The following is a 14510-nucleotide window of genomic DNA, read 5'->3' as shown; positions in this document are numbered from 1 at the left end:
CGCCTCAGGCACCGCGCGTCGGAATCCGCTTTTCGAGCAGCCGGAACGCATAGACCAGCATGCCGGTGAGGCAGAGATAGATCAGCGCCAGAAGCAGCAGCGGCTCGTAAGTCAGGAACGTCTCCTGCCGGACCCTTGAAATGATGGCATAGACATCCACCACCGTCACCGTCGCCACAAGCGGGGTTGATTTCAGCTGCAGCACGGTTTCGCCCGTCAGCGTCGGCAGGGCCCGGTGGATGGCGCGCGGCAGCCAGATGCGCCGGAACAGCGTGAAGCGGCCCATGCCGAAGGCACGACCGGCCTCCAACTCGCCCTTCGGCACACCGGCAAAGGCGCCGCGCATCACCTCGCCTTCATAGGCCGCGAACGAGATCATCAGCGCGGTGAAACCATAAGGCCAGGCCTGGCGCAGATAGGGCCACAGGAAGGACGAGCGGATCTCCGGAAACTGGGCAAACAGCGATCCCAGCCCGTAATAGAGCAGCCAGAGCTGCAAAAGCAGCGGCGTGCCGCGGATCAGCGTGCAGAAGCCGCGCGCCAGAAGCGCCAGCGGCTTCGGTCCGGTGACCTGCACGAGACCGAGCGGCACGGCAAACAGGAAACCGACGATCGCGGTGGAAAACAGCATCAGCAGCGTCTGCCCGACGCCGTAGAGCAATCTGCTCTGGTAGCGCGGCAGCCAGTCCCAGCGCATGAACCAGGCCACACAGAAGATCAGGCCGGCAAAGATCAGCATCAGCACGATGCGATGCGGCTCGAACAGGCTGCGCGCCTTGGGCGCCACATAGGCCGCGGGGGCCTGCACCTCGCTCATGTGGCACCTCCCGGGCGCGCCATGCCGCGCAGTGCCCGTTTTTCAATCATGCCGATGACGAGGTTGGAGATCAGCGTCACCGCCAGATAGAGCGCACCGGCGGCCAGGAAAAAGGTCATGTAGGCTTTTGTCGTGCCCGCGGCCTGGCGGGTGACGAGCGTCAGTTCGGCAAAACCGACCACAGCGAGAAGGGCCGTGTCCTTCGTCGCAATCAGCCAGAGGTTGGAGAGGCCCGGCAGGGCAAAGGGCAGCATGGCCGGCAGCGTCACGCGGCGCAGTGCGAGCAGCGGCGACATGCCATAGGCGCGTGCCGCCTCGATCTGGCCCGGCGGAATGGACTGGATCGCCCCACGCAAAACCTCCGTGGAATAAGCGCCCTGCACGACGCCGATGACGAAGATGCCGGCGGCAAGGCCACTGATATCGACGGAGGGCAGGCCGAGCAGCGCCATCAGCTGGTTCACCGCGTCGGTGCCGGCATAATAGAGGATGAGGATCAGCACGAGTTCCGGCACGCCGCGCACGACGGTCGTGTAGACCTCCAGCAGGTCACGCAGAACCGGGCCGCCCCAGAGCTTGCCGGCAGCACCCCCGGTGCCGATCACAAGGCCGAGCAGAAAACCGCCGAAGGCCACCTGCATCGATGCGGCAAGGCCAGCCAGCAGCACGCCGCCCCAGCCGGGCGAACCGATGGATAGAAGTTGGAGCGTGGCGTCCATCAAAACGCTTTCGTCAAAACAGGAAGGCCGAGCCCTGCCACGGCAAGGCTCGGCTCAAACCCCAGGGACCAGACCGGATCAGCCGCCGTAGATGTCGAAGTCGAAGTACTTCTTCGAGATCTTGTCGTAGGTCCCGTTGCTGCGCACCGCCTTGATCGCCGCGTTGAACTTGCTCATCAGCTCGGTGTCGCCCTTGCGCAGGCCGATGCCGATGCCCGTGCCGAGGATGTCCGGATCATCCTTGACGTTGCCCTTCAGGTCGCAGCAGGCCTTGCCCTGGTCGGACTTCAGGAAGGCATCGAGTGTGATGAGGTCGGCGATGACCGCATCGACGCGACCGGCCGCCAGATCCTGGTTGGCTTCGTCCTGGGTCTGGTACTCCTTCACCTCGGAAGCAACCGGCGCAAAATACTTCTTCGCGTAGTCAGCCGAGACGGTGGAGACCTGGACGCCGATGATCTTGCCCTTCAGGCTTTCCGGAGAGGCATCGAATTTCTCGCCCTTCGGACCGATGACCGAGGCCGGGGTGTTGTAGTACTTGTCGGAGAAATCGATCGTCTTCTTGCGCTCGTCGGTAATCGACATGGAGCCCATGATGGCGTCGATCTTCTTGGAGGTCAGCGCCGGAATGATGCCATCCCAGGCGACCGGCGTGACGACGCAGGTGACTTTAGCTTCGGCGCAGACGGCGTCGATGAATTCGATTTCCCAGCCAACCCACTTGCCGCTCGCATCCGGCGAGGAGAAGGGCGGATAAGGCTCGGCAGCGACGCCGATCTTCAGATCCTCGGCCGAGGCGGCGCCGAATGCCGCAACGCTCATTGCCAGCGCCACGGCGGCAGTCTTCAACAGGTTTTTCATGATTTCCCCTTTCGGTATTTCGTGTGTTTTTTAGTGGATAGAGCTGATGAATTTTTTCAGCCGCTCCGATTGCGGATTTTCGAAGATTGCCTCTGGAGGCCCCTGCTCTTCGATCACCCCGCCATGCAGAAACACCACATGGCTCGCCACCTGACGGGCGAATTTCATTTCATGCGTCACCAGGATCATGGTGCGCTTTTCCTGCGCCAGATCGCCGATGACGGAGAGAACCTCGCCGACGAGCTCCGGGTCGAGCGCCGAAGTCGGCTCGTCGAACAGCATCACCAGCGGCTGGATGGCGAGCGCACGCGCAATCGCCGCGCGCTGCTGCTGGCCGCCGGACATGAAGGAAGGATAGGCGTCGCGCTTTTCGTAGAGCCCGACGCGACGCAGCAAGGTTTCCGCCACCGCAATCGCCTGGTCGCGCGGCTGGCCCAGCACATGCACCGGCACTTCGATGACATTCTGCAGAACCGTCATGTGCTGCCAAAGGTTGAAGCTCTGGAACACCATGCCGAGTTTGGTGCGGATGCGCTGGATCTGCTTGCGGTTGGCGGGCATCAGACCGCCCTGGCCATCCGGCTTCATCTCAATCGTCTCGCCGTGGATCGTCACCTGACCCGCCGTCGGCAGCTCGAGCATGTTGATGCAACGCAGGAAGGTCGATTTGCCCGATCCGCTGCCACCGATCAGGGCGATGACATCGCCTTGTGCGGCGCTGAGCGAAACGCCCTTTAAGACCTCCAGCGGACCAAAGCGCTTATGGAGATCCCGAATTTCGATGGCTCGCGCCGATTCTGCCATGTGACCTACACCGCCGGCTCTGGCATGGCCGGTCTTCTGTACTGACTTTTCCCCCAGCATTGTGTATTGGCGTGCGGTGCTGGCGGCGCACACCTTGAGGGGAGTTTTGCACTTGTCCGCCCATTGCACAAGCGTATAATAAAAATATGAATTCTGGCCATTTCAACAATGAATAAAAGGAAGACCTGATGAAAGGTTTCGGCTGCCAGGCAATGGCAACACCCCTCATGCGTGTCCTGATGCGGCGCCCCGGCACCAGCCTTCGCGCCGCCAACGCTAAAGAGTGGCATTACGGCCCGACTTTCGATGCCGAAAAGGCCATTGCCCAGCATGCGCGCTTTGCAGAACTGGTGGCAGAGTCCGGCGCCGAGATCCTCTGGCTGGAGGATAATGGCGATGGGCTGGCTGATTCGATGTTCACCCACGATCCGTCGCTGATGACAGACGCGGGAGCCGTCATCCTGCGCATGGGCAAACCGCTGCGCATGCGCGAGCCGGAGTTGCATGCCGAACGCTACCGGCAGGCCGGCATCCCAATCCTTGGCACCATCGAAGCCCCCGGCACGGTCGAAGGCGGCGATTGCGTCTGGGTCGATGACAAGACGCTGGCCGTTGGCCGCGGAGTGCGCTCCAACCAGTCCGGCATCGAACAGCTTTCGGCAATCCTCGCGCCGATCGGCGTCACCGTGCTCGGTTACGACCTGCCGCTCTGGCAGGGCGAAGAAGCCTGCCTGCACCTGATGTCGGTGATCAGCCCGCTTGCGGAAAAGATGGCGCTGGTTCATGCTCCGCTGATGCCGGCGGCCTTTTACCTGATGCTGCGCGAGCGGGGTTACACCCTCATCCACGCGCCGGAGGCCGATTTCGCCGCCAGCAACGGATTGAACCTCAACGTGCTGCCGACCGCCCCCGGCAAGGTGATCATGGTCGAGGGCTTTCCGGCCACCAAGGCCGCCATGGAAGCGCATGGCTGCGAGGTGAAGACCTTCGAGGCGGATGCCTTGTGCATTGCCTGCGAAGGTGGCCCGACCTGCCTGACACGCCCCATATTGCGGCAGGCCACGTGAGCCGGCGGACCTATCAAAGGGTTCCGGAAGCGGTTCGTCGCGATGACCTGATCGCGGCGACCCTGGATTGCGTTGCGTCGTTCGGCATTGCCGGCGCGACAGTGCGTGAGATTGCCGCGCGCGCCGGCGTGACCGGCGGCCTCATCCGCCACTATTTCGATAGCAAGGACCAGATGCTGCAGGCGGCGTACCGGCAGTTGATGACCGACATGTGCGCGCCGAGCCACGCGATAGCCCGCGAAGAGGGCAAGGCGCAGGATTGTCTCCGCCGTTTGATCCTGGCCAACCTGACGCCGCCGATTGCCGACGCCCGGACGATTTCCCTCTGGGCCGCCTTCATCGGCCATATTCCGATCAACCCGGACCTCGCCAGCATCCACCGCGAGCATTATCTGGCCTTCCTGGAATCGCTCGACCTCCTGATCGTCCGCTGTTTCCAGGAACTCGGCCGGCTGATGGATGCAAAGCAGAGCCGCAGGCTCGCCGTTGCCATCAACGGGCTGATTGATGGTCTGTGGCTGGAAGGCTCCCTGATCGACGACATGTTTGACACCGGCGAGATTGCCGGTATGGCACTGCAATCAATCGAACACATGCTGGAGCTTACGCCCGGCGCGCTGACTGCCGAAGCCGGCAGCTGAACTGGAGATAGCACTTGCGTTACGCCACGATCACCGACCGACTTGCCGACCTCGGTTCTGGCCGCTGGGCCCTGCATCTGGCCGCCCGCCGCATGGTGGCCGCCGGCGAACCGATCATCGAACTGACGATTGGCGAGCCGGATCTGCCGCCGGACCCGGCGCTGCTCGCAGAATGCTCGCGCGCCATGTATGCCGGACGGACGCGCTATTCGAACGGGCGCGGCGAACCGGCCGTGCTGAAGGCCCTGGTGGCGAAGTACGAAAAGCGCCGCCCAGGCGTCACCGAGAAGAACTTCCTCTGTTTCCCAGGCACCCAGACCGCGCTTTATGCCGTGATGACGGGACTGGTGGAGGCCGGAGACGGCGTGCTCGTCGGCGATCCGCTCTATGCGACCTATGAAGGCGTCATCGCCTCCACCGGCGCGCACCTCATCCCGGTGCCGCTGCGCCCGGAAAACCGGTTCCATCTGCAGGCCGAGGATCTGGAACGGGCGATCACGCCGGAAGCACGGGTGCTGCTTCTGAACACGCCGCACAATCCGACGGGCGCGGTGCTCACCGAGGCCGAGATCACCTCGATCGGCAAGGTCTGCCGCAAGCACGATCTCTGGATCGTCTGCGACGAGGTTTACGAGCAGTTGCTGTTCGGCGGCGAGTTTGCCTCGCCTTTCGACATGACCGATCTCGCCGAGCGCACCATTGTCGTCTCGTCCATCTCCAAGTCGCACGCCGCCCCCGGCTTTCGCAGCGGCTGGGCTGCCGGACCGGAAGAATTCTGCCTGAAGCTGCTGCCGGTCTCCGAAACCATGCTGTTCGGCGTGCAGCCGTTCATCTCGGACATGACGGCGCTGGCCCTGTCGCAGGATTTCCCCACCGCCGGCATCATGCGCGAAAACTACCAGCGCCGCGCAAGCGTGGTGCAGGACACCCTCTCCGGCAGCAATCTGCTGAAGCCGATGATGCCGGAAGGCGGCATGTTCGTGGTGGTGGACGTGACCGCGACCGGCCTCGACGGCGCAGATTTCGCCTGGGAACTGCTGAACACGGAAAAGGTCGCAGTCATGCCCGGCGCCTCCTTCGGCCATCAGGCAGCCGGCTTCATCCGCATTTCGCTCACCGTTCCGGACGACGTCCTGGAAACGGCGGTGCGCCGCATGACCGATCTCGCCAGCCGGCTCGCCGCCCGCCCCGCCGACCAGAAGCGCTCTGCCGGACGGCTGGGTGCCTGAACGATACCCGTTGGAGCCGTTTATCCTCGAATGAACGGCTCTGGCTGTGCAGCCCGGTCGATTGCTAGAAGCGCTTATACCCCGAGATAGCGATCCTGGAGCTCGGGGCCCAGCGCATCCGCCGTGCCTTCCCAGACATTGCGACCGTTTTCCAGCACCACACAACGATCGGCGACGGGAAGCAGTTCGGACAGCGTCTTATCGACGACGAGAATGGACAGGCCGTCGGCCTTCAGGGTCCGGATCGCCCGCCAGATATCCTGGCGGATCACCGGCGCCAGGCCTTCGGTCGCCTCGTCCAGGATCAACAGCCGCGGATTGGTCATGAGCGCCCGCCCGACCGCCAGCATCTGCTGTTCGCCGCCGGAGAGCGAGCGGGCCATCTGGTCGCGCCGTTCGGCAAGCCGCGGAAAGAGGTCATTGACGCGATCAAGCGTCCAGCGCCCCGGCCGGGCGGCGGCCACCAGGTTCTCGTAGACGGTGAGATTGGGAAAGCAGCGCCGCCCTTCCGGCACCAGACCGATGCCGAGACGGGCCACCTTGTGCGGCGGCTGCCGGTCGGTCGGCTTGCCGTCAAAGACGATACGACCGGATTTCGGCGGCATCAGATTGCAGATCGACTTGATGGTGGTCGATTTGCCCATGCCGTTGCGCCCCATCAGCGCCACGACTTCGCCTTCCGCCATTGTCAGTTGAACGCCGAACAGCGCCTGGCTGCCGCCGTAAAAGGTCTGGATGTCCTGAACATCGAGCAGCATCAGGCATGGTCTCCCAGATAGGCGGTGCGCACGGCCGGATCGTTGCGGATCTCGTCCACCGTGCCGGTCGCGATCACCCGGCCGTAGACGAGCACGGAGATACGGTCGGCGAGCGCGAAAACGGCGTCCATGTCGTGCTCCACCAGCAGGATCGGCGCTTCCTGGCGCAGGCGATCGAGAAAACCGGTCAGCACCTTCGAGCCCTCCGGCCCCATGCCGGCCATGGGTTCATCCAGCAGGAAGGCCTTCACATCGAGCGCCAAGGCGATCGCGATTTCCAGCTGGCGCTTTTCGCCGTGCGACAGTTCCGACGCCGGCACATGGGCGCGGGCTGCAAGCCCCACCCGCTCCAGCCGTTCCATCGCGGCGTCGGTCAGCGAACGGTCGCGCATCACCGGCTTGAAGAAACGGAAGCTTGACCCCTGGCCGGCCTGCACCGCCAGCATGACATTGCGCAGCGCCGAAAACTCGCCGGCGAGCGACGAGATCTGAAAAGTCCGTCCGAGGCCGAGCCTCGCACGCTCGGCCACCGTCCGGCTGCCGATTTCCTCACCCGCCAGCCGGATCGAACCGGAATCCTGCCGCAGCGTGCCGCAGATCTGGTGGATCAGGGTTGACTTACCGGCACCGTTCGGGCCGATCAGCGCGTGGATCTCGCCCGGATAAAGATCGATGGAGACGCCATCGGTTGCCTTCAGCGCGCCAAAGCTCTTGCGCAGGTCGCGGATTTCAAGGACCGGATCAGCCATGACGTTCCTTTCCGGCGAGAAGGCCGATCACGCCGCCACGGGCAAACAGAACCGTTGCCAGCAGAATGAGACCGAGGAAGAACTGCCAGCGTTCGGTAATGCCGCCAAGCCAGAACTCCAGGACGACGAAGAGGGCGGCTCCCGCCACCGGTCCCATCAGCCGACCGGTTCCGCCGAGGATGATCAGCACGATCAATTCGCCCGACATGTGCCAGGAGAGCATCGAGGGGCTGACGAAGCGGTTGAGATCGGCATAGAGCGCGCCCGCCACCGCGGTGATCATCGCCGAGAGCACAAAGGCCGTCAGCCGGATCGGCATCGGCGATATCCCGATCGAGGCGACGCGCACCTCGTTCTGCCGCACCGCCTGAAGGGCCGCCCCGAAGCGGGAGGTGCGTAGCAGCGCGGAGAAGACCAGGGCTGCCAAGAGCACGCCGAAACAGACGAGGAAGAACTCCATCGGCCGCATCGTGTTGACGCCCGGAAAGGCATTGCGCAGCACGATGGACAGCCCGTCCTCGCCGCCATAGGCCGGCCAGGAGATGGCAAAGTAATAGACCATCTGGGCAAAGGCGAGCGTGATCATGATGAAATAGACGCCCGAGGTCCGAAGGCTGATCGCCCCGATCGCGAGACTGACGACCCCGGCAGCGATGGCGGCGGCCAGCCACACGACGGACATCTGGTTCGAGCCTTCGAAGCCGAACAGCATCGGCTCGCCGGACATGGCATGCGAGGCGAGGATGCCGGCTGCATAACCACCGATGCCGAAGAAGGCGGCGTGACCGAAGGACACCAGCCCGCCGAGGCCGAGCGCGATGTTGAGCCCAACGGCCGCGAGCGCCAGGATCGCGATGCGCGTGACGAGCGTCACCGTAAACGTTTCGCCCATTGCCTGGGCGATGAAAGGTGTCGCCAGCAGTGCCAGCAGAAGCACGAGGTTGATGGCATTTTCCCGCTTCATGGCAGAGGTCCTCATGCCTGGGCCGGGAACAGCCCGCGCGGTTTGACCGCCAGGATGATCGCCATCAGGATATAGATGAGCATGGAGGCGAGCGCCCCGCCGATCAGCCCCGCCTGGTCCGGCGGCACCATCAGCGCCAGCGCCTGCGGCAGCAGGAAGCGGCCGAGCGTATCGACGGAGCCGACCAGCAGCGCACCGACCAGCGCTCCCTTGATCGAGCCGATTCCGCCGATGACGATCACCACGAAAGCGAGGATCAGCACCGGTTCGCCCATGCCGACCTGTACCGATTGCAGCGCGCCGACCATGGCCCCGGCAAGCCCGGCCAGTGCGGCACCCAGCGCAAAGACCAGCGTGTAGAGCGTGCGGATATCGACGCCGAGTGCTGCGATCATCTCGCGGTCGCTTTCGCCGGCACGGATGCGCATGCCGAGCCTGGTCTTGGAAATCAGGGCATAGAGGCCAAAAGCAACCAGCGCACCGGCAAGAATGATGGCCAGCCGATAGAGCGGATATTGTCCGCCGCCCGGCAGGCCGACCGCCCCCTGCAACAGCGGCGGAATGTCGAGATAGAGCGGAAAGGAGCCAAACAGCCAGCGCGTGCCTTCGGAAAAGATCAGGATCAGCGCGAAGGTCGCCAGCACCTGATCGAGGTGATCCCGCTGGTAAAGCCTTCGGATGACGGTGATCTCAATGAGCGCACCGGCCGCCGCCGCCGCTGCCAGACTGGCAACGAGGCCGAGCCAGAAGGAACCGGTGAGGGCCGCAACACTGGCGCAGGCAAAGGCGCCGACCATGTAGAGCGAACCATGGGCCAGATTGATCAGGCCCATGACCCCGAAGATCAGGGTCAGCCCGGCCGCCATGAGAAACAGCATGACGCCGAGCTGAACCCCGTTCAGCAGCTGCTCGATGAGGAGAGCAAAAGTCACGAACGTGCCTTACTTCTTGCAGTCTTTCGCATAGGCATCGCCGTGATCGGTAAAGATCTTCTCGACGATCTTGTTGGTCAGCGTGCCGTTATCCTTTACCACTTCGGTCAGGTAGATATCCTGGATCGGGTGACGGTTCGTGTTGAACTTGAACTTTCCACGCGGCGACTGGATGTCGGCCTTGTTGAGTTCGGTCGTGAAGGCCTTCACATCCTTGACGCTGGCCTTGGAGGCTGCCGACAGGATCAGCTGTGCCGCATCATAGGCCTGTACGGCATAGATCGACGGCAGGCGGCCATATTCGGCCTCGAAGGCCGGCACGAACTTCTTGTTGGCGGCGTTGTCGAGGTCCTTCGCCCACTGGCCGGAGGCTTTTGCACCGAGAGCGGCATCGCCGATCGCCGGCAGCACGTCCTGGCTGAAGGAAAAGCCGGGGCCGATGACCGGGATCTTCACGCCCGACTGGGCATACTGCTTCATGAAGGCAATGCCCATGCCGCCCGGCAGGAAGACGAAGGCGGCATCGGCGCCGGAGGCACGGATCTGGGCGATTTCAGCCGCGTAATCCGTCTGGCCGACCTTGGTGTAGACTTCGTTCGCCAGCTCGCCCTTGTAATAGCGCTTGAAGCCGGTCAGCGAATCCTTGCCCGCCGGATAGTTGGGCGCCATGATGAACATCTTCTTGTAGACCTTGTTGGCATATTCGCCCATGGCCTCATGAAGGTTGTCGTTCTGATAGGCGGCGTTGAAGTAGAGCGGATCGCACTTTTCGCCGGCAAGCGCTGCGGGCGCGGCATTGGTCGAGACGTAGATCTTGCCCTGCGCCACCGCGCTCGGCACCACCGCCATCAACAGGTTCGACCAGACGATGCCGGTGAGGATATCCACCTTGTCGCTCTGGATCATCTTGTCGGCGATCTGCACGGCCAGTTCCGGCTTCTGCGCATCGTCTTCCGTGATGACCGTGATGTCCTTGTTGCCGGACTGCTTGACGGCCAGCATGAAGCCATCGCGCGTATCGACGCCGAGCCCGGCGCCACCGCCGGACAGGGTGGTGATCAGACCGATCTTGATCGGTTCGGCCATCGCCATGGTGGAGGCACCAAGCGTCAGGGCCAGCGTTGCCGCCTTCAGAATTGTCTTCATGTCATGCACTCCCGTTTTTTTGTCCCACATGTCTTGTTCTGGTGCGGCCTTGCAGCCGATCTCCCGATGCGGACCATAGCCTTACGGGAGCCTCTTTTCATAGTCGAAAGCACACATTCGCCGCATGCACGATGCTGCGGTTCAGGCGGCACGATCCTGCTTCAGCCGGAAGCGCTGGATTTTTCCCGATTCCGTCTTCGGCAATGTCTCGGCAAAGATGATGGAGCGCGGATATTTATAGGGCGCGATGACCGCCTTCACATGCTCCTGCAGGAGTTTTGCCAGCGCATCGCAAGCCTGCGACCTGTCCGTCAGCACCACATGCGCCTGGACGATATGGCCGCGCTCTTCATCCGGCACGCCGATCACCGCGCATTCCAGCACCGCCTCGTGCTTCAGAAGCGCCGCCTCGACCTCCGGTCCGGCGATATTGTATCCCGCCGACACGATCATGTCGTCGGACCGGGCGGCGAAGTGGAAAAACCCGTCCTCGTCCTGGGTAAAACTGTCGCCGGTCAGGTTCCAGCCATTGCGGACATATTCCGCCTGCCGGTCGTCCGCCATGTAGCGGCAACCGATCGGCCCCTTCACCGCCAGACGGCCGATCTGGCCGCGGGGCACCTCGTTCATCGCCTCATCGACGATCATCGCCTGATAACCGGCGAGCGGCCGTCCGGTGCAATAGGGTTTCGCCTCTCCCAGGCGGTTGGAGATGAAGATGTGCAGCATTTCAGTGGCGCCGATCCCATCAAGGATCGGCTTGCCGGTCTTGGCCGTCCATTCCTCGAAGACCGGACCCGGCAGCGTCTCACCGGCAGAGACGGCAATCCGCAGCGACGAAAGATCCGCCTTGCCCTGGTCCATGGCGGCCAGCATGGCGCGATAGGCGGTCGGCGCCGTGAAACAGATGGTTGCCTGATAGGTCTCGATGATTTCCATCATCTTCGGCGGCGTGGCGTTTTCCAGCAGTGTCGCGGCGGCGCCAAACCGCAGCGGGAAAATCGCAAGCCCGCCGAGACCGAAGGTGAAGGCAAGCGGCGGAGAGCCGACGAACACATCCCCCGGCGTCACGGCCAGAACTTCCTTCGCATAGGCATCCGCGATGATCAGCAGATCGCGGTGGAAATGCATCGTTGCCTTCGGCACGCCTGTGGAACCGGAGGTGAAACCGAGAAGCGCCACATCATCGCGTCCCGTTTTTACCGCATCGAAACGGACCGGCTTGTCGAGCGCCGCGCGGTCGAGTTCGGCATCGTGATTGGCTGTGCCATCGAAGCCGATCACCTGTTTGAGGAAGGGGCTTTCCTTGGCGGTGGACACCAGCTCGTCCATCAGGCGCGTGTCGCACAGCGCCATGGAAATTTCGGCCTTGTCGATGATCTTCGCCAGCTCGCCCGCCCGCAGCATCGGCATGGTGTTGACGACAACCGCCCCCGCCTTCGTCGCCGCCAGCCAGCAGGCCACCATGGCCGGATTGTTGGCGGAGCGGATCAGCACCCGGTTGCCGGGCTTCAAGCCGTAATCTTCAACCAGCGCCCGGGCGATGCGGTTGGTCCAGTCGGCGAGTTCCTTATAGGTGCGGCGGCGACCATTGCCGATCAGCGCGGTGTGATCGCCAAAACCTTTTTCGACCATGCGGTCGGTCAGCTCCACCGCGGCATTCAGGTAGTCCGGGTAATCGAAGCCGTCGAGCAGAATGTCCGGCCAATGTTCGAGAGGCGGAAGATTGTCGCGGGTAAACGTATCCACGTGACTGGTCGGTCCCAGCATGGCCCTGTTCCCTTCTGTTCCGTAAGGCTCATCACGCGGGTTTCCTCGCCCGCCTGCGCGCCACCTGAGGCTGTTTCCGCCTCTTATCGGCCAAGAATTGCACCGGTCCGGCCGACATGCAAGAGAGAAACTTTAAGTTTATAATAATTTTTTGCCGGACGCGGATGCAGCAAGGCTGAAGTGGCGGCACGCGGCATGTTTGATGCGAAGCCTTCAGAATTTCGGTGTAGGAGTACGTGCAAGGGAAGCCGCCTGGCTTCCGGTGGCATGCATGACGGGTATTCTCATGGCTCAAACGGATGCGACGGCGGATCAGCCCACCGAATTCGATATCGGCAATCGCGAATTCGGGTTTTACGCGCAGTTGAAAATGATGGCCGGCGCCTTCTGGACATCTGGCGTGCGCAATCGTGTTCTGCTTCTGACCGTGGCCCTGCTGACCGTCATCCTCTCCACCGTTTATGCCCAGTATCGCCTGAACCACTGGAACACGCCCTTCTACAACGCACTCGAACAACGGGATGCCCCTGCCTTTTTCGAGCAGTTGAAGGTGTTCTTCATCATCGCCGGTTCGCTGCTCATCCTCAATGTGGTGCAGGCCTGGCTGAACCAGATGACGGCGTTGCGGATGCGCGAGGGTTTGACGCGGGACCTGGTGGACCAGTGGATGAAGCCTGGCCGGGCGCTGAAGCTCGCCAATTCCGGCCCGATCGGCATCAACCCCGATCAGCGCCTGCACGAAGATGCCCGCAACCTCGCTGAACTGACCACCTCGCTCGCCATCGGCCTCGTCAATGCGACCATCCTGCTGATGAGCTTCATCGGCGTGCTCTGGGTGCTCTCAGCGGATTTTTCCTTCACGCTGGAAGGACGCGAGATCGCGATCCCGGGCTACATGGTCTGGGCGGCTCTCATCTATGCCGGCGGCGCCTCGCTGCTCAGCAAGGTCGTCGGCCGCAAGCTGCCGGGGCTCAACACCGAGCGGTATTCCAAGGAGGCCGAGCTGCGCTTCGCCCTGATGCACACCAACGAGCATCTGATGGCGATCACGCTCGCCAAAGGCGAGGAAAGCGAGCGGCAGCGGATCCAGGCCGCGATCAGCGCCGTGCTGGTGGTGCTGCGGCGCATGGCGCTTGCCGCCACGAACCTGACCTGGGTTTCTGCCGGCTTCGGCTGGATGACGACGATCGCACCGATCCTGATTGCCGCGCCCGTCTATTTCAACGGCACCCTCTCCTTCGGCGGCCTGATGATGGCGGTCGGCGCCTTCAACCAGGTCAACACGGCGCTTCGCTGGTACATCGACAATTTTCGCCCCATCGCCGACTGGAAGGCCGCTCTCTACCGCGTCTCGATGTTCCGGCGGGCGCTCTGCACCTTGAACACGTTTACCGAAGCGGAGAGCGCCCTGACGGTCACGGTCGGCGACGACGGCAATCTGACGATCCGCGACCTGACGCTGACACCGGCCCTCGCCTCCACCGGCACCGAGCGTGGCCTGCATCTGCCGGAGGAAACCGTGATTGCACCCGGCGAGCGGGTGATGATCAACGGCGACCCAAACGCCAACCGGCATCTCCTGTTCATGGCGCTCGCCGGCCTCTGGCAGTTCGGATCGGGAGAAATCCGTCTGCCGGCACCGCAGTCCATGCTTTTCATTCCGCAGAAGGGTTATTTCCCCGATGCCACCCTGCGCGAAGTGCTGGCCTATCCGCACCGAGCGACATCCTATGGCGACGTGCAGATGACGGAGGCGCTCGTCCGCGTCGGTCTTGCCAACCTCGCCGACCGGCTCGATACGCGGGATCGCTGGGAACGGGTGCTGGACGAAGAAGACCAGGCGCGTCTCAGGCTGGCCAATGCCATCCTGCTGGACCCGCAATGGATCATTATCGACGATGCGCTGGAAACGCTGGAGCCCGCGACACAGCGGGAGATCGCCTCGATCATCGATGAGATCGCCACCGCCGCCATTCTCTATATCGGGCGATCGGAAGCCTTCCTCGGCCTGTCTCCGAGGCAGGTCCATCTGCAGCCCTTGAAGTGATGGTCG

14 protein-coding genes are annotated in these 14510 nt (G+C 63.0%); 4 read left to right on the top strand and 10 right to left on the bottom strand.

Annotation, left to right across the window (positions count from 1 at the left end):
• Window positions 1-4: 4 nt before the first annotated feature.
• The 4 genes from G6N78_RS08560 to G6N78_RS08545 form a co-directional block, all read right to left on the bottom strand.
• Window positions 5-817, bottom strand: coding sequence for an ABC transporter permease subunit (locus G6N78_RS08560; RefSeq protein WP_165217438.1), 813 nt, complete (start codon window positions 815-817; stop codon window positions 5-7).
• Window positions 814-1536, bottom strand: a complete 723-nt coding sequence (locus G6N78_RS08555; RefSeq protein ID WP_165217436.1) for an ABC transporter permease — start codon at window positions 1534-1536, stop codon at window positions 814-816. Before G6N78_RS08555 ends, G6N78_RS08560 begins: the two co-directional genes overlap by 4 nt.
• 78 nt (window positions 1537-1614) lie before the next feature.
• Entirely contained in the window at window positions 1615-2397 is a 783-nt protein-coding gene (locus G6N78_RS08550; protein WP_165217434.1) for a transporter substrate-binding domain-containing protein, read from the bottom strand.
• A 30-nt stretch (window positions 2398-2427) separates the two neighbouring features.
• Window positions 2428-3201 carry an ABC transporter ATP-binding protein gene (locus G6N78_RS08545; protein ID WP_165217432.1) on the bottom strand — a complete coding sequence of 258 codons (774 nt, stop codon included), beginning with the start codon at window positions 3199-3201 and terminating at the stop codon, window positions 2428-2430.
• A gap of 188 nt (window positions 3202-3389) precedes the next feature.
• Here G6N78_RS08545 and G6N78_RS08540 point away from each other — a divergent pair, with 188 nt between their 5' ends.
• From G6N78_RS08540 to G6N78_RS08530, 3 genes are read left to right on the top strand one after another with little or no spacing between them, the layout of a single operon-like run.
• On the top strand, window positions 3390-4268 hold the full coding sequence (locus G6N78_RS08540; protein WP_165217423.1) for a dimethylarginine dimethylaminohydrolase family protein: 879 nt from the start codon (window positions 3390-3392) through the stop codon (window positions 4266-4268).
• Complete coding sequence (locus G6N78_RS08535) at window positions 4265-4909, top strand: TetR family transcriptional regulator C-terminal domain-containing protein (RefSeq protein ID WP_165217421.1); 645 nt, start codon at window positions 4265-4267, stop codon at window positions 4907-4909. The genes G6N78_RS08540 and G6N78_RS08535 overlap by 4 nt, the downstream gene beginning before the upstream one ends.
• Before the next feature lie 14 nt (window positions 4910-4923).
• A complete protein-coding gene (locus tag G6N78_RS08530; protein ID WP_165217420.1) occupies window positions 4924-6138 on the top strand; it encodes a pyridoxal phosphate-dependent aminotransferase in 1215 nt (404 codons plus the stop codon).
• A gap of 74 nt (window positions 6139-6212) precedes the next feature.
• Here the strand turns inward: G6N78_RS08530 and G6N78_RS08525 are convergent, their stop codons facing one another.
• The 6 genes from G6N78_RS08525 to G6N78_RS08500 all read right to left on the bottom strand — a co-directional run bounded on the left by G6N78_RS08525 (window position 6213) and on the right by G6N78_RS08500 (window position 12457).
• The gene (locus tag G6N78_RS08525) at window positions 6213-6896 is read right to left on the bottom strand and encodes an ABC transporter ATP-binding protein (RefSeq protein WP_165217418.1); all 684 of its coding nucleotides are present in this window, start codon (window positions 6894-6896) and stop codon (window positions 6213-6215) included.
• Entirely contained in the window at window positions 6896-7645 is a 750-nt protein-coding gene (locus G6N78_RS08520) for an ABC transporter ATP-binding protein (RefSeq protein WP_165217416.1), read from the bottom strand. Before G6N78_RS08520 ends, G6N78_RS08525 begins: the two co-directional genes overlap by 1 nt.
• Window positions 7638-8609, bottom strand: coding sequence for a branched-chain amino acid ABC transporter permease (locus G6N78_RS08515; RefSeq protein ID WP_165217414.1), 972 nt, complete (start codon window positions 8607-8609; stop codon window positions 7638-7640). Before G6N78_RS08515 ends, G6N78_RS08520 begins: the two co-directional genes overlap by 8 nt.
• Before the next feature lie 11 nt (window positions 8610-8620).
• Window positions 8621-9541 carry a branched-chain amino acid ABC transporter permease gene (locus G6N78_RS08510; RefSeq protein ID WP_165217412.1) on the bottom strand — a complete coding sequence of 307 codons (921 nt, stop codon included), beginning with the start codon at window positions 9539-9541 and terminating at the stop codon, window positions 8621-8623.
• Between the two features lie 9 nt (window positions 9542-9550).
• A complete protein-coding gene (locus G6N78_RS08505; protein WP_165217411.1) occupies window positions 9551-10687 on the bottom strand; it encodes an ABC transporter substrate-binding protein in 1137 nt (378 codons plus the stop codon).
• 141 nt (window positions 10688-10828) lie between these two features.
• Complete coding sequence (locus tag G6N78_RS08500) at window positions 10829-12457, bottom strand: AMP-binding protein (RefSeq protein WP_165217409.1); 1629 nt, start codon at window positions 12455-12457, stop codon at window positions 10829-10831.
• Window positions 12458-12728: 271 nt separating this feature from the next.
• Here G6N78_RS08500 and G6N78_RS08495 point away from each other — a divergent pair, with 271 nt between their 5' ends.
• Window positions 12729-14504 carry an ABC transporter ATP-binding protein/permease gene (locus G6N78_RS08495; protein ID WP_234905915.1) on the top strand — a complete coding sequence of 592 codons (1776 nt, stop codon included), beginning with the start codon at window positions 12729-12731 and terminating at the stop codon, window positions 14502-14504.
• Window positions 14505-14510: the final 6 nt, after the last annotated feature.

The sequence above is a fragment of the Allorhizobium pseudoryzae genome (assembly GCF_011046245.1).
In the GTDB taxonomy this organism is placed as follows: Bacteria; Pseudomonadota; Alphaproteobacteria; order Rhizobiales; family Rhizobiaceae; genus Neorhizobium; species Neorhizobium pseudoryzae.
Note: the sequence above shows the minus strand (reverse complement) of the source record. Positions and strands in the feature narration are given on the sequence as shown.